The sequence below is a fragment of the Streptomyces sp. NPDC093085 genome (assembly GCF_040683935.1).
GTDB lineage: Bacteria > Actinomycetota > Actinomycetes > Streptomycetales > Streptomycetaceae > Streptomyces.
The window spans coordinates 103,259-120,911 of sequence record NZ_JBFBFB010000002.1; the positions used below are offsets into that span (position 1 = coordinate 103,259).

Here is a 17,653-nt window from a genome sequence, read left to right on the forward strand (position 1 = left end):
GGGGGCTGAGAGGCGCTGGGGGCTGAGGGGGCTGAGGGGCCGTTACGGGCCGGTGGAGGCCGGGGCGATGTGCACGGCCCCCCGGAAGCGGGCCGGGGAGAGGACCGACATCGCGTCGAGCGACGCGTCGGGTACGGGGAGCAGATGGGCGTCGACCCAGGTGTCCCCCGCGGGGGCGTGGGCCCAGGGGTCGTCGACGACGACGGCGCCGGGCACGGTGCCGTGGCAGAGGATCCAGTGGGGGACGTCGAAGCCCTGCAACGTGGCGAGGGAGACCAGCAGCAGGACATGGCCGCCGCGGTCGAGCGCCGCGCGGATCTCGGGGAGGGAGAGCCGGCGCGGGTCGACCGGGGTGCCGGAGCGTTCCGCGTCGGCCCGGGAGAGACGCTGGAGCGCGGCGCGCCACTCCTGTTCGGCCTCCGGAAGGTGGTCGAGGAGGACCGGGTCCTCGGTGTCGAGGAAGACGGTGACGGGGGCCGACGGCCACGCCCGGTGCACGGCGACACCGAGGCCGACGGGTTCGCAGGCGGGGAAGTTCGTCGCGGCGCGCCACAGTGTCAGCTCCGCGTCGCGGTCGAGCGCCTCCCCGGGCAGCGCCCCCGCGTGCGCCCGGGCGACCAGGGCGGTGACGGCGCCGCAGGTGAAGTGGGTGGTCTGCGCGTAGTACGGGGGCGCGGCCGGCTCGGCGCCGTACAGCCGGCGTATGTAGCCGGAGTCCGGGCCCTCCGCCCCCGGTGGGGTGCGCAGCGGGGTGAAGCCGAGCGCGGTGGCCTCCTCCGCCGTGGTCGTCCAGCCCTCCCATTTGACCTGGGCGAGTCCCCGGCGGCGGGCCGTTTCGAGGACGGCGCCGACGGCGGCCGGTACATCGCCGAGGGCGTCGACGATCTTCAGATAGGAGGTGCCCGGGCGGGCGGTGACCAGGGCGGCGGCAATCCACTCGGTGGCGTCGGCCCCGGGCACGGCCACGAGGTGAGGGGCGTGGGCGGAGCGGTCGACCGCGTTCCACCGCTCCGGTACGGCGGGACCGCCCGGCCGGTCCGGCCCGGCCAGGGGGGCCAGTTGGGGTGGTGGGGCGTCCGGGGCGTAGGGGACGACGACGGCGCTCCGGGCGGGTGGTGAGGGATGGGATGGCATGTCAGGTGTTCCGGTCTCAGGTACGGGAGCGGCGCAGCACCCAGAGGAAGTACGGGGCGCCGACCAGGGCGATCATGAGGCCCGCCGGGATCTGGGCGGGGGCGAGGAGGGTACGGCCGAGGGTGTCGGCGACGCAGACCAGCGCCGCGCCGAGCAGCGCCGCGACGGGCAGGACCCGGACATGGCGGGCGCCGACCAGGGAGCGGGCCAGATGCGGGGCGACGAGCCCCACGAAGCCGACCACACCGACGGCGATCACACTGACCGCCGCGAGCACCGCGGCGACGGCGAGCGCGGCGAACCGGGTGCGTCCCGGCCGGACGCCGACCACGCGCGGGGTGTCCTCGTCGACGGCGAGCAGGTCGAGCCGGCCGCGCATCACGAGCAGCACGGGGAGCGCGAGTGCCAGGGCCACCGCGACCGGCAGGACATCGGGCAGGGTGCGCCCGTACGTCGTACCGGAGAGCCAGGTGAAGATGCGGGGCGTGTTCCACGGGTCGGCGCGGAGCAGGAGGAAGGTGGTGACGGAGCTGAGTCCGTAGCCGCAGCCGATGCCGATCAGCACGAACCGGTCGGGCAGGAAGCCGCCGCGCCGGGCGAGCAGGGCGATCACCGCGAAGGTGGCGAGCCCGGTGGTGACCGCCACGGCGACGAGCACCGGCCGTCCGCCGGGCACGCCGGCGGTGACGACGCTCGCCGCGCCCAGCCCGGCGCCCGCGGTGATGCCGAGGATCCCGGGCTCCGCCAGCGGGTTGCGCACCGCGCTCTGTACGGCGGCGCCGGCCAGGCCGAGGGCGGCTCCGGCGAGGATCGCGGCGACGACACGCGGGAACCGGTCGTCGAGGGCCCGGCCGATCAGCTCCGGGGCGGCGCCGCGTATCCAGAGCGCGATATCGCCCGTACGGAGCCAGAGGCTGCCCGCGAGGACGGCGACCAGGGCCGCCGCCGCCAGCAGCGTCACCGCGCCGAGGACGACGAGGAGGTAGCCGCGGCGGGAGCGCGCCCCGGCCCGGGCGGGCGGGGGCGGGAGCCGGCCGGTGTCGCGGAGGCGCAGGGCGAGGAGGACGATCACGACGGCGCCGAGCAGGGCGGTGGGGACGCCGGTGGGGATGGCGGCGGCTCCGTCGGCGCCCTGGACCGCGCGGAGCGAGGCGTCCGCGAGGAGGATGAGGAGCGCGCCGGTCAGCCCGGAGGCGGGCACCAGGAAGAGATGGCGGTGGAGCGCCCTGACCCGGCCGGCGAGCAGGCGGGTGAGGACGGGGGCGCCGAGGCCGACGAAGGCGATGGGGCCCGCGAGGGTGACCGCCGTGGCGCTGAGCAGGACCGCGCAGAGCACGGCGGTCAGCCGGGTGGCCCGGACGGGGACGCCGAGGGTGGCGGCGGTGTCGTCGCCGAGGTGTGTCACGTCCAGCCGCCGGGAGAGCGTCAGGGCGGTGGCGAGCGTCAGGGCGATGAGGGGGAGGGCGCGTACGGACGCGTCGATGTCGAGCTGGGCGAGCGAGCCGCTCCCCCAGGCGAAGAGGCCGGTGGTGTTCTGCCCGAAGAGGATGAGGAGCATCGCGGTCGCCGCGTCCAGCGCCGCCGCCGTCGCGGAGCCGGCGAGGATCAGCCGGGTGCCGGTGGTGCCCGCGGCGCGGCCCGCGAGGGCCAGGACGAGGGCGGCCGCGAGCAGCCCGCCGGCGAAGGCGGTGGCGCCGGACGCCCAGAGGGGGACGGTGAGTCCGAGGGCGGCGAGGAGCGAGAGGGTGAAGTAGGCGCCGGCGGTGACCGCGAGGGTGTCCGGGGAGGCGAGCGGGTTACGGGTGACGGACTGGAGCAGCGCGCCGGCCGCGCCGAGGGCGATGCCCACCGCGACGCCCGCGAAGAGCCGGGGCAGGCGCGAGCCGGTGAGGATCTCGCCGACCGGGGCGCCGCCGGTGCGGTCGGGCGCGCCGGCGAGATGGCGCGCCAGGTCCCCGACGCCGACGCCCGATGTGCCCTGGGTCAGGTGCCAGAGGCCGACGAGGACGGTCGCGGCGGCGAGGAGGATCAGGACGGCCGCGCCGGAGGGGCCGCCGCCGCGCCGGGGGTGCGGCGGCGGCCTCCGTCCGGGTGCCGTGCCGGGCGTGGTGCTCACGTCTTGCCGGGTGCTCACTGCTTGCCGTGTGCTCGCTTCTTGCCGTGTGCTCGCTCGCTGCGGCGTGCTCACTTCTTGCCGAGGACGTCGACGTACGCGTCGATGGCCTGCTCGCAGGAGCGGGGGCCGCCGGCGCCCCACACCCGGGCGGGGAAGGCGTGCGCGCGGCCTTCCCCGACGGCGGGGAGGGACTTCCAGATGGGGTTCTTCTCCAGGGCGGCGACATAGCCGCCGGCCCCCTGGTCGTTGGCGTAGAAGAGGTTGGCGTCGCCCACGGCGGTGAGTCCTTCGACGTCGGTCTGGGCGAGGCCGTACGAGGGGTCGACGCCGCCGTCGCCGTGGGCGGTGTTGATGTCGTCGGTCCAGGCGGGCCGCATGCCGAGTTCTTCGCCTATCTCGGTGAAGAGGGCGCCCTTGCTGTACGGGCGGACGGTGAGGTTGCCGCCCTGGAGCCAGCCGTCGAAGAAGAGGAAGTCCTTGGTCGGCAGCGCGGCGGAGGACACCTTCGCCTTCGCGGTGGCGAGGTGGTCGTCGAACTCCTTGAGCACCTGGTCGGCGCGTTCGGTACGGCCGGTGGCCTCTCCGATCAGGCGGAAGACGTTCCGCATGTTCCCGATCGGGTCCTCGGGGTCGGCGCCCCGGGTGACCATCACGGGGACGCCGCGCTTCTCCAGCTTCCTGACGGTCTCGTCGTCGGCGGAGAACGCCTCCACGACGATGAGGTCGGGCTTGGCCGCGTAGAGGGTGTCGAGGTCGGGCTCCTCCCGGGTGCCGATGTCGGTGACGCCCTCGGGGAGCTTCTCGGCACTGACCCAGGTGCGGTATCCCTTGGCGTCGGAGACGGCGGTGGGGGTGACGCAGAGGGTCAGCGCGTCCTCGATCTGCTGCCATTCCAGGACGGCGATGCGGGTGGCGGGCTGGTCGAGCGTCACCTGGCGGCCGACGCCGTCCTTGAGGGAGACGGGCTTCTCCGAGGTCGTCGTGGTGTCCTCGGCGCAGCTCCGCGAGGCGGGCGCGGCGCTGGTGCCGGACCCGGCCGGGTCCGGGCCGGCGACGTCGGTCGTGCCGCAGGCCGTTGCGGCGAGGGCGAGGAGCCCCGCGGTGGCGGACGCCGCCAGGCGACGGGCACGGTTCATGAACGGTCCTCTTTCGTGTGGTGCTGCGGGGCGCTGGCGCCGGGCCGGGTCGCGGCGTGTTCGGGGGTACGTCGCGGGGGCCGGGCGCGGGCGGGCAGGCGGGGCAGCGCGCCGGGATGCGGGGAGTCCGCGCCCCGGCGAGGTGCCGACTAAGGGTTGCCTAACCAGGGAGGAGGCTATATCCCGACCGGCATGTCGACAATCAGGAGTTCCCGACACCCGGTACGGGATTCCGGACACCCGCCGGGGCGGTGCCGACGGCGCCGGCCGTACCGGAGAAGGCGCCCGGGGTGGTTCCCATGACTCGCCGGAAGGCGGCGATGAAGGTGCTGGGCTGGGCGTAGCCGAGGGTCTCGGAGACGGTCAGCACATCGAAGCCCTCGGAGAGCAGGGTGAGCGCCCGGTGGACACGGAGGGCCTGGCGCCACTGGGCGAAGGAGAGCCCCGTCGTCCGGCGGAAGGCGCGGGTGACCGTACGGTCGCTGATGTCCAGCGCGCGGGCCCACTCCTCCAGCGAGCGGGGGTCGGCGGGGTCGGCCAGCAGGGCTTCGGCGATCGTGTCGATCCGGGCGTCGCCGGGGAGTTGGAGCACGAACGGGTGGGCGGAGGGCTGGAGTACGTCGAAGACGACCGCCTCCGCGCGGGCCCGGGCCCCGGCGCCGAGATCGCCGCGGGACAGGTGGGTCAGGAGTGACTCCAGGAGCGGTGTCATCGCGATGGCCACCGGCTCGTCGGTGGTGAACGGGGTGCGGTGGGGGGCGAAGAAGGCGTCGTGGAACTCCGCGCCCGCCGTGGCCCGGCCGCCGTGCACCACTCCGGCGGGCATCCACAGCCCGTACCCCTCGGAGACGGTGAAGATCCGGTCGCGGACCCGGGAGGTGAGGGTTCCGCCGCGTACCCAGACGAGTTCGTGGAGGGGGTGGGTGTGCGGTGCCCACTCGGTGGGGACGGCGGGAACCCGCGACCCGGCGGTGATGGCGGAGGCGGCCGCCGGGGGCTCCGGGCGCGCCGCGGCCCTGCGTATCACGGTGCCCGTCTCACGCCGCCACGTCCCGGTGCCCGTGGCGGCACGGGACGGTCGGACCATACGGCGGAGTCTATCGGGGGTGCTCCGGGCGCCCCGGGGGCGGATCGGACAGCGGCCGGGCCCCGGGGGGGGGTCAGGGCCGTGGAGGCGTCTCAGGCGCGGTCGGTGAGGGCCAGCCGGGCGCCCAGCCCGACCATGACGGCGCCCGAAGCGCCGCCGATCCAGGAGAGGCGGCGGGGTGAGGCGGTGAACCAGCCCCGGGCCGTGCCGGCGAGGAGACCCCAGGCGGCGTCGGAGATCAGCGCGATCAGGACGGCGACCAGGCCCAGCAGCAGGAGTTGGAGGTGGACATGGCCCGCGCCGGGGTCGACGAACTGCGGCAGGACCGCGCCGAAGATCAGCAGGCCCTTGGGGTTGGTGGCGCCGACGACGAAGCCGTCCCGGAAGACCCGGCGCGGGCGGGCGGGGGCGGTCCCGTCCTCCTCGGGCACCATCAGGCGGTGGCGGTGGCGCCAGGTCTGGACGCCGAGGTAGCCGAGGTAGAGGGCGCCGGCGAACTTCAGGAGGGAGAAGAGCAGGAAGGAGCGGGCGAGAACCTCCCCCAGGCCGACCGCCACCAGCGTGACCTGGACCAGCAGCCCCGCCTCGTTGCCCAGCGCGGTCGACACGGCGGCCCGCCGCCCCAGTGTCACTCCCCGGCTCACCACGAACAGGACGCTCGGCCCCGGCACGGCGATCAGCACACTCACCACGGCCGCGAAGGCGGCCGCCCGCTCCCATCCGATCACGCCGGCAGGATACGGGCCGGGGGCGGGGGCGCGGCCCGTATCCGGAGAAATACTCAGTGCAGGGCGTGTGTGGTCGTCCCGGTGGACTCCGTACGCTCCGTGGGCGGTTGGCCGAGGGGGATCCGGCGCGCGAGGCGGTCGCCCTCCACGTCGAGGTCGGGGAGGAGCCGTTCCAGCCGGGCCGGGATCCACCAGGCCCGCTCCCCCACCAGCGCCATGGCGGCCGGTACGAGGACCATCCTGACCAGGAAGGCGTCGATGAGGACACCGGCGGCGAGCGCGAACCCGGCCTGTTTGATCATGGGTTCGGCGTTGAGGACGAAGCCCGCGAAGACCGAGACCATGATGGTGGCGGCGGCGAGGACGACGGCGCTCGCGCCGGCGAAGCCGGTGACGGTGGCCCTGGCGGCGCTCTCCCCGTGGACGTACGCCTCGCGCATGGAGGTGACCAGGAACATCTGGTAGTCCATGGCCAGCCCGTAGAGCACCCCCGTGATGATGATGGGCAGCAGGCTCATCACGGGCGCGGTGGCGTCGAGCCCCAGGAGCGCCTGGAACCAGCCCCACTGGAAGACCGCCGTGGTGGCGCCGAAGGTGGCGGCGACGCTGAGCAGGAAGCCGGCCGTGGCCATCACGGGGACCAGGAGGGAGCGGAAGACCAGCAGCAGGACGATGAGGGAGAGCCCGAGGACGGTGGCGATGTAGAGCGGGAGGACATCGGCGAGCCGGCCGGAGACGTCGATGGCGAGGGCGGTGAAGCCGGTGACGCCGACGGTGAGGCCGTGCGCCCGGCCGATCTCCGCGCTCCGGGCGCGGATCGCCGTGACGAGGTCCTTGGTCGCCTCGTCGTCGGGGCCGGTGCGGGGGACGAGGCTCAGCACCGCCGTCGTACCGGTGCGGTCCGTTCCGGCGAGCGCCACCGCCTCGGTGCCCTCGGTGGCGCGGAGTCCGGTGGTGAGCGCGGCGAGCGACTCCGGGGCGAGGGGGCGGGCGGGGTCGGCGGAGCGGGCCACGATCAGGAGCGGGCCGTTGTAGCCGGGGCCGAAGGAGTCGCTGACCGCCTCGTAGCTCTCGCGCTGGGCGGTGCCGGTGTTGTAGCTCGCGCCGGAGGGCAGCCCCAGCCGCATGTCGGCGGCGGGGAGGGCCACGAGGGCGCAGAGGGCGAACGCGAGGGCGAGGGCCGGGTACCGGTGGCGGACGAGCCGGGCGCCCCACCGGGTGGCCCGGGTCGCCGCGGAGGCGGTGGCGGTCGCGGATGCGGATGCGGTCGCGGATGCGGATGCGGTCGCGGAAGCGGATGCGGTCGCGGTACGGCGGTCGTGTGCCGCCTGCCGGGCCCGAGGGGCGCAGATACGTTCCCCGACCAGCCCCAGCAGTGCGGGCAGCAGGGTCAGGGCGAGCGCGACGGCGACGGCGATGGTGCCGGCCGCCGCGAGGGCCATGGTGCTGAGCAGGGTGATGCCGACGACCAGCAGCCCCGCGAGGGCGATGATCACGGTGGTGCCGGCGAAGAGGACCGCGCTGCCCGCGGTGCCGATGGCCCGTCCGGTCGCCTCGTGGGCGTCGAGGCCGGTGCCGAGGATCAGCCGGCGCTGCCGGACGACGATGAACAGGGCGTAGTCGATGCCGACGGCGAGTCCCAGCATCAGGGCGAGCACGGCGGTGAGCGAGTGCATCTCGATGACGGTGGAGAGGGTGAAGGCGCCGCCCACGCCGACGGTGACCCCCATCAGGGCGATGGCGAGCGGGAGTCCGGCGGCGACGACGGAGCCGAGGGTGACCACCAGGACGACCGCCGCCACGGCGACGCCGGCCAGTTCGCCGACGCCGATGAGGTCGGGTATCTCCATCATGGCGGCCGACGGCAGCACGGTGAGGTGTCCCGGGTCGGCGTGGTGGCGCGCGGCCCGGACGGTGGAGTCGACGGTGCCGGTGGGGAGTTCGAAGGTCTGGGCGTCGAACTGGAACTGCATCAGTGCGGTGGTGCCGTCGGCCGAGACCACCACGCCGGGCACCGGCACGCCGCCGTCCGTCAGCGGTACGGGGGCGGTCTCCGCGCCGCCATGGGGCGCCCCCGCCGCCCGGGCCACGGCGGCCTGGGCGCGGAGCAGCGGGCTGCCGTCGCCCCGGGCGAACTCCCCGGCGAGGACCTCGCGCGCGTCCACCACATGGTCGTGGCGGTAGACGGCGTCCACCGCGGCGAGCAGGGCGGCCCTGGTCTCCGGGGCGTCGATCCGCGCCCCGTCCCGGGCGCGGAAGGCCAGCATGCCCTGGCCTCCGGACGCCTCGGGGACGTACCGCGCCAGGTCGTCGACGACCTCCTGGGCGGCGGTTCCGTCGATACGGACCTCGTTGCTGAGCCTGACCGGGTTGGCGGCGAGGAGCCCCACGACGGCGGCGGCCACGGCGAGCCAGCCGCCGATGACGTACCAGGGTTTGCCGTAGGCAAACCGCCCCATCCGGTACAGCAGAACGGACACAGTTCTCTCCCTTTGCGGACGAGCGGCCGGGGGGCCGCACCGATAAGTGAGAGGCTACTACCAAACCGATGGTCGACTATCAGATGGGGTGGGGGTCGGGTAGCCTGCGGGGGCGGGAAAGGAGCCTCGGATGACCAGAGCGGCAGGGCGCGCCCCCGGACGGCGCAGAGTCGACGCCCGCTCCAATGTGGAGCGCATCACCGCCGCCGGACGGGTCGTCCTCGGCACGGAGGAGGGGTCGCTGGAGCGGATCGCGGCCGAGGCCGGGGTCGGGATCGCCACGCTCTACCGGCACTTCCCCAACCGGGAGGCGATCGTCCGGGCCGTCCTCGACGACATCCTCGACAGCGATGTGCTGCCGCTGATCGACGACGCGGAGGCGTCCGCCACGCCCCGCGCCGCGCTGCTGGAGATCGCCGGACGGCTGCTCGACCTGATCAGCGAGGAGCGCGGACTGGTCGGTTTCGCCAGCGACTTCGCCACTGTCGCCGAGGCGGCCATCCGGCGGCTGAGCGCGGCGGTCCATCCGCTGCTGGTGCGCGCTCAGGAACAGGACGAGGTACGGGCGGACCTCACCGCGGAGGACATCCCCCGCTTCCTGGTCATGGCGGTCGCCGGGCTGGGCCTCCCGGGGACGACACCGGAGCTGCGGGCGCGCTTCCTCACCCTGATCTTCGACGCGCTCAGCCCCACCGGCGCCACCCCGCTGCCGCCGCTCGCGCCCGAGGGGGACAGCCTGCACACGGCGATCAGCGGGATCGGACGCCGCTGACGCCCCGTCGCCCGCCGTACGGCAGGATGGGACCCATGAGCGTAGTCAAGATCAACGTACTGACCGTCCCCGCCGAGCAGCGCGAGACGCTGGAGCGGCGCTTCGCCGCCCGGGCGCACGCGGTGGAGAACTCCGACGGCTTCGAGTGGTTCGAGCTCCTGCGCCCCGTCGAGGGCACCGACACCTACCTGGTCTACACCCGGTGGCGGGACGAGGCGTCCTTCCAGGCGTGGATGGAAGGCCCGATGAAGGCGGCTCACCAGGGCGGCGGCGCGCCGGAGGGCGAGCGGCCCAAGCCCGCCGCCAGCGGCTCCACCCTCTGGTCCTTCGAGGTCGTGCAGCAGGCGGCGCCGCCGGCCGCCTCCTGACGCGCTCGCCGTACGCCGTACGACAGATGACGTTCCCCCGGGACGGCGGACGACGCTCCTCCGGAGCGACTGGTCTAGGGTTCAAGGCCAGGTGTTGTCGAGGCCGGCCGGGGGTCCGTCGTGGGTGAGCCACGCTATGTGGGCATTGCGAACGACCTGATGGCAAAGCTCGCCCGAGGCCGCTGGGCGGTGGGTGAACTGCTGCCCACCGAGCCCGAGTTGGCCGCTTCCTACGCGGTGTCACGGGAGACGCTGCGGCGCGCCCTGCACCGGCTGGAGGCGGGCGGGCTGATCTCCCGTCACCCCGGTACGGGGACACGGGTGGAGCGCGCCCGGCCCGCGCCGGCCTTCACCACCCGCCTCGGCAGCCTCCAGGAGCTCACCCAGTACGGCAGGTCGGCGGTCCGGCGGGTGCTCTCCGTCGAACCGCTGGTCGTGGACGGGGAGCTGGCCGAGTCGACGGGGCTCGCCGCAGGCGGCCGGATGGTCCGCGTCACGTCCGTACGCCAGGACCCGGACCGCTCGGGCCAGGTGGTCTCCTGGGCCCGGGTCTATCTGGAGCCCGCCGACGCCGAGGCCGTCTCCACCGCCCTGCGGGAGAGCCCGCTGCTCATCTCGGACCTCCTGGAGACATACGCGGGCCGGGCGGTGGACCGGGTGGTGCAGCGGGTACGCGCCGTCGGGGTGCCACCGGAGGCGGCGGGTCCGCTCGGGGTCGCGCCGGGCAGCCCGGGGCTGGAGTTCGTACGGCGCTACTACGACGCCGACGGGCGCCTCTTCGAGGTCAGCGTGAGTACGCACGCCCAGGGCACCTTCGTCTACGAGACGACCCTCCAGCGCGGCTGAGGCCGCGCACGGCCGAGGCGGGCGGCCCGGCGGGCGCACCCGGGGCCCACGGCCGCGTGGGGGCCGCCGGGCCGGTTCCCGAAAACGCACATCTCTTGACATCCATGTTTCCGTGAGCATCCTTGTCTAGACAGAACTCATGTCTAGACAAGGATGTGCTCGCATGAGGTCCCAGGAACAGCTGCTGTCCCGCGACCCCGAACCACCCCGCTCCGCCCGCCGGTTCCGGGGCATCGGCACCCAGATCGCGCTGGCCATGGCGCTCGGTGTCGCGGTCGGTTTTCTCTTCCCCGGCTTCGCCGTCGACCTCAAGATCGTCGGCGATCTCTTCCTCGCCCTGGTCAAGGCCGGTGTGGCCCCGCTGGTCTTCTTCACCGTCGTCATGGGCATCGCCTCGGCCGGGGACCTCAGGAAGGCGAGCAGGATCGGTGTCCTCGCCCTGGTCTACTTCGAGGTCGTCTCGACCCTCGCCCTGCTCATCGGCCTGCTGGCCGCGAACCTCCTGGGCGTCGGCAAGGGCGTCTCCCCCACCACGGACACCGGCAAGGCGCCGGTGGCCGAGGGCGGCGAGCACGGGGTCACCGCCTTCCTCAAGGGCATCGTCCCCGACAACTTCGTCGGGGCGTTCTCCTCCGGGCAGTTGCTCCAGGTCGTGGTCCTGGCCGTGCTCTTCGGCGCCGGGCTGCTCACTCTCAAGCCACATCTGCGGAGCCGGGTCAACAGCGGGCTCGACGTCGTCTCCGAGATGTTCTTCGCCTTCGTCAACGTCATCATGAAGCTCGCCCCCATCGGGGCGTTCGGCGCCATCGCCTACTCGGTCGGCGCGAACGGCGGCGGCATGCTGCTGGCCCTGGCCGAACTGGTCCTGGAGTACTGGGCGGTGGTCGCCCTCTTCATCTCCTGCGTGCTGGGCCTGGTCTGTCTGGCGGCCGGTTTCAACATCTGGCGCATCCTCCAGTACGTACGGGTCGAGATGACCCTGGTACTGGGCACCGCCTCCTCCGAGTCCGCGCTGCCCGGACTCCTCAAGAAGCTCACCGCGATCGGCTGTTCGAAGCAGTCGGTCGGGCTGGTCGTGCCGACCGGCTACGCCTTCAACCTCGACGGCACCTCCCTGTACATGGCCATCTGCACGATGTTCGTCGCCAACGCGTACGGGATCGACATGGGCCTCCCCGAACAACTGGGGCTGCTCCTCATCATGCTGCTGACCTCGAAGGGCGCGGCGACCGTCTCCGGCGGCACCTTTGTCGTCTTCGCCTCCACGGTGGCCGCCACCGGCTATCTGCCCGTCGAGGGCGTCGCCGTCCTCTTCGGGGTCTACCGGCTGATGTCCATGGCCACCGCCTTCTGCAACACCTTCGGCAATGTCGTCGCCACCTTCGTCATCGCCAAGTGGTGCAAGGAGATGGACGTCGAGAAGGTGAGCGGCGCCCTCGCCGACCCCCGGGCCTTCCTCACCCGGCTGGAGGAGTCCGAAGCCGCCGGGCCGGACGCCTCGTCCGGTACGGCCCCCTCCCCCGTGCCCGCCACCGCCGCCGTGGGCGCCGCCCCGGCCGCCGCACCAGCACCCGTGTCCGCCCCCGCACAGAAGTGAGTTCCTCCGTGAGTTCGACCGTCTTCGACTCCCTGCTCTACCGCGACATGTTCGGCACCCCGGCCATGCGCGAGGTCTTCGCCGACACCGCCTACCTCCGGCGGGTCATCGACACGGAGACCGCGCTGGCCCGTGCCCAGGCCGAGGTCGGTGTCATCCCCGCCACGGCCGCGCGGGAGATCACCCTCAAGGCCGGTTTCGACGGGCTCGACCTGGAGCGGCTGCGCACGGAGACCGAGATCGTCGGCTATCCGGTGCTGCCCCTGGTCAAGCAGGTCGCCGACCAGTGCGGGGAGTCCGGCCGCTATCTGCACTGGGGCGCCACCACCCAGGACATCATGGACACCGCTGTCATGCTCCAGTGCAAGGAGGGCGTCGCACTCCTCCAGGCCCAGCTCGACGAGGTGCGGGGAGCCCTGCGCGAGCTGGCCGCCGCGCACATGGACACCGTCACGGCCGGCCGCACCCATCTCCAGCACGCGCTGCCGGTGACCTTCGGCTACCGCTGCGCGGTCTGGCTCTCGGCCCTCGACCGGCACGCGGAACGTCTCGAACAGGCCCGCGAGCGCGCCCTGATGGTGCAGTTCGGCGGCGCGGCCGGCACCCTCGCCTCACTGGGCGAGGGGCCCGAAGGGCTCCGTACCCGGGCCGCGCTCGCCCGCGAACTCGGGCTGCGCGACCCCGCCATCACCTGGCATGTGGCCCGGGACGGGCTGGTCGAACTGGTCTCGCTCTTCGCGTCCATCGGCGGCTCCCTCGGGAAGATCGCCTGGGACGTGATGATGATGTGCTCCTCGGAGTTCGGCGAGCTCGCCGAGCCCTTCGTGCCGGGGCGGGGCGCCAGCTCCACCATGCCGCAGAAGCGGAACCCGATCTCCAGCGAGCTGATGTTCGCCGCCGCCAAGCTGCTGCGGGACCGCTCCACCAGCATGCTCGACGCGACGGTGCAGGACTTCGAGCGGGCCACCGGGCCCTGGCACCTGGAGTGGGTGACGGTCCCCGAGTCCTTCCTGCTGCTGGCGAGTTCGCTGCACCAGGCCGCTTTCATGCTCTCCGGTCTGGAGGTGAAGGCCGACCGGATGCGGGAGAACACCCGTCTCACCGGTGGTCTGATCGTCGCCGAGGCCGTGATGATGGACGTCGCCCCGGTCCTCGGCAGGAACCAGGCGCACGACACGGTGTACGAGGCGTGCCGCGCGGCCATCGAGACGGGCACCACGCTGGAGGCCGAACTCCTCGCCCACGCCGAGCTGGTGGGCCATCTCGGCGCCGACCGGATCAGGGAACTCTGCGACCCGGCGCGGTATCTGGGCAGCGCGCGGGCGATGACCCGGGAGGTGCTGCGCTCCTCGGAGCGGTACGGGGAGCGGTAGCCGGAGCCGCGCGTCCGGTCGGCGCGTCCGGCCGGCGCGTCCGCGTCAGACCTCGGGGGTCGCCGGGTACGTCGGGTACTCGACCCCGGAGACATGCTGGACGACGCGGACGACCTGGCAGGAGTAGCCGAACTCGTTGTCGTACCAGAGGTAGAGGATGGCGTTGTCGCCGTCGACCTTGGTGGCGCCGGCGTCGACGATCGAGGCGTGACGCGAGCCGATGAAGTCGCTGGAGACCGCGTCGGGGGCGCTGGTGAAGTCGATCTGACGCTTGAGCGGGGAGGTCAGCGAGGTCTGCCGGAGGTGGTCGAGGACCTCCTCGCGGGTGGTCTCGCGGCCGAGCCGCAGGCTGAGGATGGCGATCGAGACATCGGGGACCGGGACCCGGATGGAGCTGCCGGTGATGGGCGCCTTCAGGTCGGGGAGCGCCTTGGCGACGGCGGAGGCGGCGCCGGTCTCGGTGATGACCATGTTGAGCGCGGCGGAGCGGCCCCGGCGCTCGGAGCCGTGGTAATTGTCCAGCAGGTTCTGGTCGTTGGTGTACGAGTGGACGGTCTCGACGTGGCCCCGGAGGACACCGTACTCGTCGGCCATCGCCTTCAGCGGCGGGACGATGGCGTTGGTGGTGCAGGAGGCGCAGGAGAGGATCCGCTCGTCCGGCTTGACGGTGCTGTGGTTGACGCCGTGGACGATGTTGGGGACGTCGCCCTTGCCCGGCGCGGTCAGGACGACCTTGGCGATCCCGGGGCGCAGATGCTGGGAGAGGCCCGCGCGGTCGCGCCACTTGCCGGTGTTGTCGATGAGGATGGCGTCCTTGATGCCGTACGCCTGGTAGTCGACGGCCGTCGGGTCGTCGGCGTGGATCACCTTGATCTCGTTGCCGTTGGCGATGATCGTGCCGTTGGCCTCGTCGACGGCGATGGTGCCCTGGAACTGGCCGTGGATGGAGTCGCGGCGGAGCAGGGAGGCGCGCTTGACGAGGTCGTCGGCGAACTCGCCCTTGCCCTTGCGGACGACGATGGCGCGCAGGCGCAGCCCGTTGCCGGAGCCGGCCTTCTCGATGAGCAGGCGGGCGAGGAGCCGGCCGATGCGGCCGAAGCCGTAGAGGACGACGTCGCGCGGGTCGCGGCGCTCGATCTTGTCGGCTCCGGTGGCGCCGGCGACGGCCTCGGCGGTGAACTCGGCGACCGTCAGGCCGCGCGGGTCGGCCTGGTGGGCGGCGGCGAGCAGCGCGAGGTCGATCTGGGAGGGGCCGAGATCGAGCGTGGTGAGCGCTTCGAGGTACGGCAGGGTGTCGGTGACGGAGAGTTCCTCACCGGTGATCTGCCGGGCGAACCGGTGGGTCTTCAGGATGCTGACGACCGACTTGTTCACCAGGGAGCGGCTGTGCAGCAGGACGGTGACGTCCCGTTCGCGGTGCAGCTTCCCGATGACCGGGATCATCGATTCCGCGATCCTCTCGCGGTTGCTCCAGTTGGTGAAGGAATCCTCAGTGACAGTCACAGGCACATCTTTCGAGCTAGGCGGCGCTCAGATGTTAACCCACCGCCCGTTCGATCATTCGAACGGTGTCGTCAGGACCGCCTGGTCGAGGGCGCGGGTGAGCCGGTCGAGCCGGATCCGCAGGTCGGCGATCTCCTCGTAGTCGAATTCGGTGGCGGCGGCGATCCGGGGAGGTACGGCGAGCGCCTTCTCCCGTAGGGCGGCGCCCTCTTCGGTGAGGTGGACCCGTACGGAGCGCTCGTCGCGCGCGTCGCGTTCACGGCGGACGAGTCCGGCGCTCTCGACCCGTTTGAGCAGCGGGGAGAGCGTGCCGGAGTCGAGCCGCAGATGGCCGCCGAGCTCCTTGACCGCGAGGGTGCCGTGCTCCCAGAGCACGAGCATGACCAGGTACTGCGGGTAGGTGAGGCCGAGTTCCTTGAGGAGCACCCGGTAGAGGCCGTCGAAGGCGCGCGCGGCGGCGTGCAGCGAGAAGCAGATCTGCCGGTCGAGGACGAGGAAGTCCGCGCCGGGCGGCGGGACGGGGGTCGCGGACGGCTCCGGGGACGGGGACGGCGGTGTGGCGGCCGGTGGTGTGGCGGTCATACGGCCAAGGATAGCTCCGGAGGCACGATTGAGTTGTGCACAATTCAATCGCGTGTACTCTACTGCTGTGGGCGGCACACCGGGCCGCCGGATCGACGAGAGGGATGGTTTCGATGGACGCGCTGTACACCGCCGCGGCGACCGCCAACGGCCGGGAGGGGCGTGCGGTCAGCTCCGACGGCCGCCTGGACCTCGCGCTGGCCATGCCGCCCGCGCTGGGCGGCTCGGGCGAGGGCACCAACCCCGAGCAGCTCTTCGCCGCCGGGTACGCCGCCTGTTTCGCCAGTGCGCTCGGGCTGGTCGGCCGGCAGGCGAAGGTCGACACGAGCGATGTGTCGGTGACGGCCGAGGTCTCCATCGGCAAGGACGAGACGAGCTTCGGGCTCGCGGTGACCCTGCGGGTGGAGCTGCCCGAGGCGCTGGCGGGCGAGACCGGGCAGCGGCTGGTCGAACAGGCCCACCAGGTCTGCCCGTACTCGAAGGCGACCCGGGGCAACATCCCGGTCGAGCTGGTCGTCGAGTAGTCAGGCAGATCGGGTACTTCGCCTACTCACCAGGCGGGCGTACGCGGCCCCCGTATCCGGGCCGCGTACGCCCGCCTCCGTACGCCCGCCTCCGTACGCCCGCCTCCGTACGTACGCGTGTCAGACCGTGACCGGGAGGCCCTCCAGGCCCCGGATCACGAAGTTCGGCTTGCGCGCGGGCTCCCCCGCCGGGGCGAGGCCGGGGGCCAGGTCGAGGAGTGCGCCGAGCGAGGCGGCGAGTTCGAGGCGGGCCAGCGGGGCGCCGATGCAGTAGTGGATGCCGGCGCTGAAGGAGATGTGCGGGTTCTCCCGGCGGGCGAGGTCGAGCCGTTCAGGGGCGTCGAAGACCGCCGGGTCGTGGTTGGCGGAGCCGAAGAGCAGGGCGACCTCGGCGCCGCGCGGCACGGTGGTGGTGCCGATCTCGACCGGGTCGAGCACCCACCGTTCGAAGAGCTGGAGCGGGGTGTCGTACCGCATCAGCTCCTCGACGGCCGTGGGCAGCAGGGCGCGGTCGGCGCGGAGGGCGGCGAGCTGGTCCGGGTGGCGGAAGAGCGCGTGCCAGCCGTTGACGGTGGCGTTCACCGTCGCCTCGTGTCCGGCGTTGAGGAGGAGCGCGCAGGTCGCGACCATCTCGGCCTCGGTCAGCCGCTCGTCCTGGTCGTGGGCGTCGATGAGCCCCGAGATCAGATCGTCGCCGGGGTGGTTCCGCCGGTGGGCGATGAGGTCGCGGAGATACCCGGAGAACTCCAGGGAGGCGGTGACCGCGCGGCGGGCGGTCTCCTCCGGCGGGTTCAGCTCGTACATCCCGCAGATCGCCGCCGACCAGGGGCGCAGCAGCGGCCGGTCGGCCTCGGGGACGCCCAGCATCTCGGCGATGACCGCGACGGGCAGCGGCTCGGCGACGGCGGTGAGCAGATCGCCGCCGCCCTCGGCGACCAGCCGTTCGACCAGGGTGCGGGCGAGCCCCTGGACGTACGGGGCGAGCCGGTCGACAGTGCGCGGGGTGAAGGCCTGGGAGACCAGCCGGCGGATCCGGGTGTGGTCCGGGGGTTCCAGCTCCAGCATGCCCTGGTCGTTGAGTTCGTGGAACGGCTCGTGTCCGGCGGGCGGCGGGGTCCTGCCGAACTCCTCGTGGGTGAAGCGGTGTCCGTACGAGCGGCCGAGGCGGCGGTCGCGCAGCAGCGCCGAGACATCCGCGTGGTGCGGGACGAGCCACTGGTCGCTGGGCTCGTAGTAGTGCGCCCGGCCGTGGGCCCGCAGGGTGGCGTAGGCGGGGTACGGGTCGGCGAGGAAGGCGGGGGAATCAGGGGCGAAGTCCGGCATCCGAGGACCGTAACCGCCGTGCCCCGCCCGGCACCAGGGCGGGCCCGGTGCGGGGCGGGGCGCGGCGGCCGCGTGGGGAGGACG

The 17,653-nt window shown here is 73.1% G+C and carries 15 protein-coding genes; 6 read left to right on the forward strand and 9 right to left on the reverse strand.

Annotation, left to right across the window (positions count from 1 at the left end; genetic code table 11):
* Positions 1-42: 42 nt before the first annotated feature.
* The 6 genes from AB0O07_RS07160 to AB0O07_RS07185 all read right to left on the reverse strand — a co-directional run bounded on the left by AB0O07_RS07160 (position 43) and on the right by AB0O07_RS07185 (position 8,681).
* Positions 43-1,134, reverse strand: a complete 1,092-nt coding sequence (locus tag AB0O07_RS07160) for a peptidase C39 family protein (RefSeq protein ID WP_365628312.1) — start codon at positions 1,132-1,134, stop codon at positions 43-45.
* A 16-nt stretch (positions 1,135-1,150) separates the two neighbouring features.
* Positions 1,151-3,250 carry an iron ABC transporter permease gene (locus AB0O07_RS07165; RefSeq protein ID WP_365628315.1) on the reverse strand — a complete coding sequence of 700 codons (2,100 nt, stop codon included), beginning with the start codon at positions 3,248-3,250 and terminating at the stop codon, positions 1,151-1,153.
* 68 nt (positions 3,251-3,318) lie between these two features.
* Entirely contained in the window at positions 3,319-4,386 is a 1,068-nt protein-coding gene (locus AB0O07_RS07170) for an iron-siderophore ABC transporter substrate-binding protein (RefSeq protein WP_365628318.1), read from the reverse strand.
* A 202-nt stretch (positions 4,387-4,588) separates the two neighbouring features.
* Positions 4,589-5,473, reverse strand: a complete 885-nt coding sequence (locus AB0O07_RS07175) for an AraC family transcriptional regulator (RefSeq protein ID WP_365628321.1) — start codon at positions 5,471-5,473, stop codon at positions 4,589-4,591.
* 92 nt (positions 5,474-5,565) lie between these two features.
* A complete protein-coding gene (locus tag AB0O07_RS07180; protein WP_365628324.1) occupies positions 5,566-6,201 on the reverse strand; it encodes a LysE family translocator in 636 nt (211 codons plus the stop codon).
* A gap of 53 nt (positions 6,202-6,254) precedes the next feature.
* A complete protein-coding gene (locus tag AB0O07_RS07185) occupies positions 6,255-8,681 on the reverse strand; it encodes an MMPL family transporter (protein ID WP_365628327.1) in 2,427 nt (808 codons plus the stop codon).
* 130 nt (positions 8,682-8,811) lie between these two features.
* On the opposite strand from AB0O07_RS07185, the gene AB0O07_RS07190 reads away from it, so the two are divergent.
* The 5 genes from AB0O07_RS07190 to AB0O07_RS07210 all read left to right on the forward strand — a co-directional run bounded on the left by AB0O07_RS07190 (position 8,812) and on the right by AB0O07_RS07210 (position 13,637).
* Positions 8,812-9,453: a helix-turn-helix domain-containing protein gene (locus AB0O07_RS07190; protein WP_365628330.1), complete on the forward strand. Its 642-nt coding sequence runs from the start codon at positions 8,812-8,814 to the stop codon at positions 9,451-9,453.
* 35 nt (positions 9,454-9,488) lie between these two features.
* Positions 9,489-9,821 carry an antibiotic biosynthesis monooxygenase gene (locus AB0O07_RS07195; RefSeq protein ID WP_365628333.1) on the forward strand — a complete coding sequence of 111 codons (333 nt, stop codon included), beginning with the start codon at positions 9,489-9,491 and terminating at the stop codon, positions 9,819-9,821.
* 138 nt (positions 9,822-9,959) lie between these two features.
* Complete coding sequence (locus AB0O07_RS07200; protein ID WP_365628335.1) at positions 9,960-10,667, forward strand: GntR family transcriptional regulator; 708 nt, start codon at positions 9,960-9,962, stop codon at positions 10,665-10,667.
* Between the two features lie 163 nt (positions 10,668-10,830).
* Complete coding sequence (locus AB0O07_RS07205; RefSeq protein ID WP_365628338.1) at positions 10,831-12,264, forward strand: cation:dicarboxylase symporter family transporter; 1,434 nt, start codon at positions 10,831-10,833, stop codon at positions 12,262-12,264.
* Between the two features lie 8 nt (positions 12,265-12,272).
* The gene (locus tag AB0O07_RS07210) at positions 12,273-13,637 is read left to right on the forward strand and encodes an adenylosuccinate lyase family protein (protein WP_365628341.1); all 1,365 of its coding nucleotides are present in this window, start codon (positions 12,273-12,275) and stop codon (positions 13,635-13,637) included.
* Positions 13,638-13,682: 45 nt separating this feature from the next.
* Here AB0O07_RS07210 and AB0O07_RS07215 read toward each other — a convergent pair whose 3' ends face one another.
* Both AB0O07_RS07215 and AB0O07_RS07220 read right to left on the reverse strand, forming a co-directional pair.
* Positions 13,683-15,140, reverse strand: coding sequence for a glyceraldehyde-3-phosphate dehydrogenase (locus tag AB0O07_RS07215; RefSeq protein WP_365628344.1), 1,458 nt, complete (start codon positions 15,138-15,140; stop codon positions 13,683-13,685).
* Between the two features lie 54 nt (positions 15,141-15,194).
* Positions 15,195-15,722 (reverse strand): MarR family transcriptional regulator, encoded by a 528-nt coding sequence (locus tag AB0O07_RS07220; protein ID WP_365628347.1) that lies wholly within the window; start codon positions 15,720-15,722, stop codon positions 15,195-15,197.
* Between the two features lie 113 nt (positions 15,723-15,835).
* Between AB0O07_RS07220 and AB0O07_RS07225 the strand changes: the two genes are divergently transcribed.
* Positions 15,836-16,246, forward strand: coding sequence for an organic hydroperoxide resistance protein (locus AB0O07_RS07225; RefSeq protein WP_365628350.1), 411 nt, complete (start codon positions 15,836-15,838; stop codon positions 16,244-16,246).
* A gap of 120 nt (positions 16,247-16,366) precedes the next feature.
* Here AB0O07_RS07225 and AB0O07_RS07230 read toward each other — a convergent pair whose 3' ends face one another.
* Positions 16,367-17,569 (reverse strand): cytochrome P450, encoded by a 1,203-nt coding sequence (locus AB0O07_RS07230; protein ID WP_365628353.1) that lies wholly within the window; start codon positions 17,567-17,569, stop codon positions 16,367-16,369.
* Between the last annotated feature and the right edge of the window lie 84 nt (positions 17,570-17,653).

Coding starts and splice junctions, on each gene's coding strand:
- AB0O07_RS07160 (WP_365628312.1), bottom strand. CDS start 1,134: ATGCCATCCCATCCCTCACCACCCGCCCGGAGCGCCGTCGTCGTCCCC.
- AB0O07_RS07170 (WP_365628318.1), bottom strand. CDS start 4,386: ATGAACCGTGCCCGTCGCCTGGCGGCGTCCGCCACCGCGGGGCTCCTC.
- AB0O07_RS07175 (WP_365628321.1), bottom strand. CDS start 5,473: ATGGTCCGACCGTCCCGTGCCGCCACGGGCACCGGGACGTGGCGGCGT.
- AB0O07_RS07190 (WP_365628330.1), top strand. CDS start 8,812: ATGACCAGAGCGGCAGGGCGCGCCCCCGGACGGCGCAGAGTCGACGCC.
- AB0O07_RS07195 (WP_365628333.1), top strand. CDS start 9,489: ATGAGCGTAGTCAAGATCAACGTACTGACCGTCCCCGCCGAGCAGCGC.
- AB0O07_RS07205 (WP_365628338.1), top strand. CDS start 10,831: ATGAGGTCCCAGGAACAGCTGCTGTCCCGCGACCCCGAACCACCCCGC.
- AB0O07_RS07220 (WP_365628347.1), bottom strand. CDS start 15,722: ATGACCGCCACACCACCGGCCGCCACACCGCCGTCCCCGTCCCCGGAG.
- AB0O07_RS07225 (WP_365628350.1), top strand. CDS start 15,836: ATGGACGCGCTGTACACCGCCGCGGCGACCGCCAACGGCCGGGAGGGG.
- AB0O07_RS07230 (WP_365628353.1), bottom strand. CDS start 17,569: ATGCCGGACTTCGCCCCTGATTCCCCCGCCTTCCTCGCCGACCCGTAC.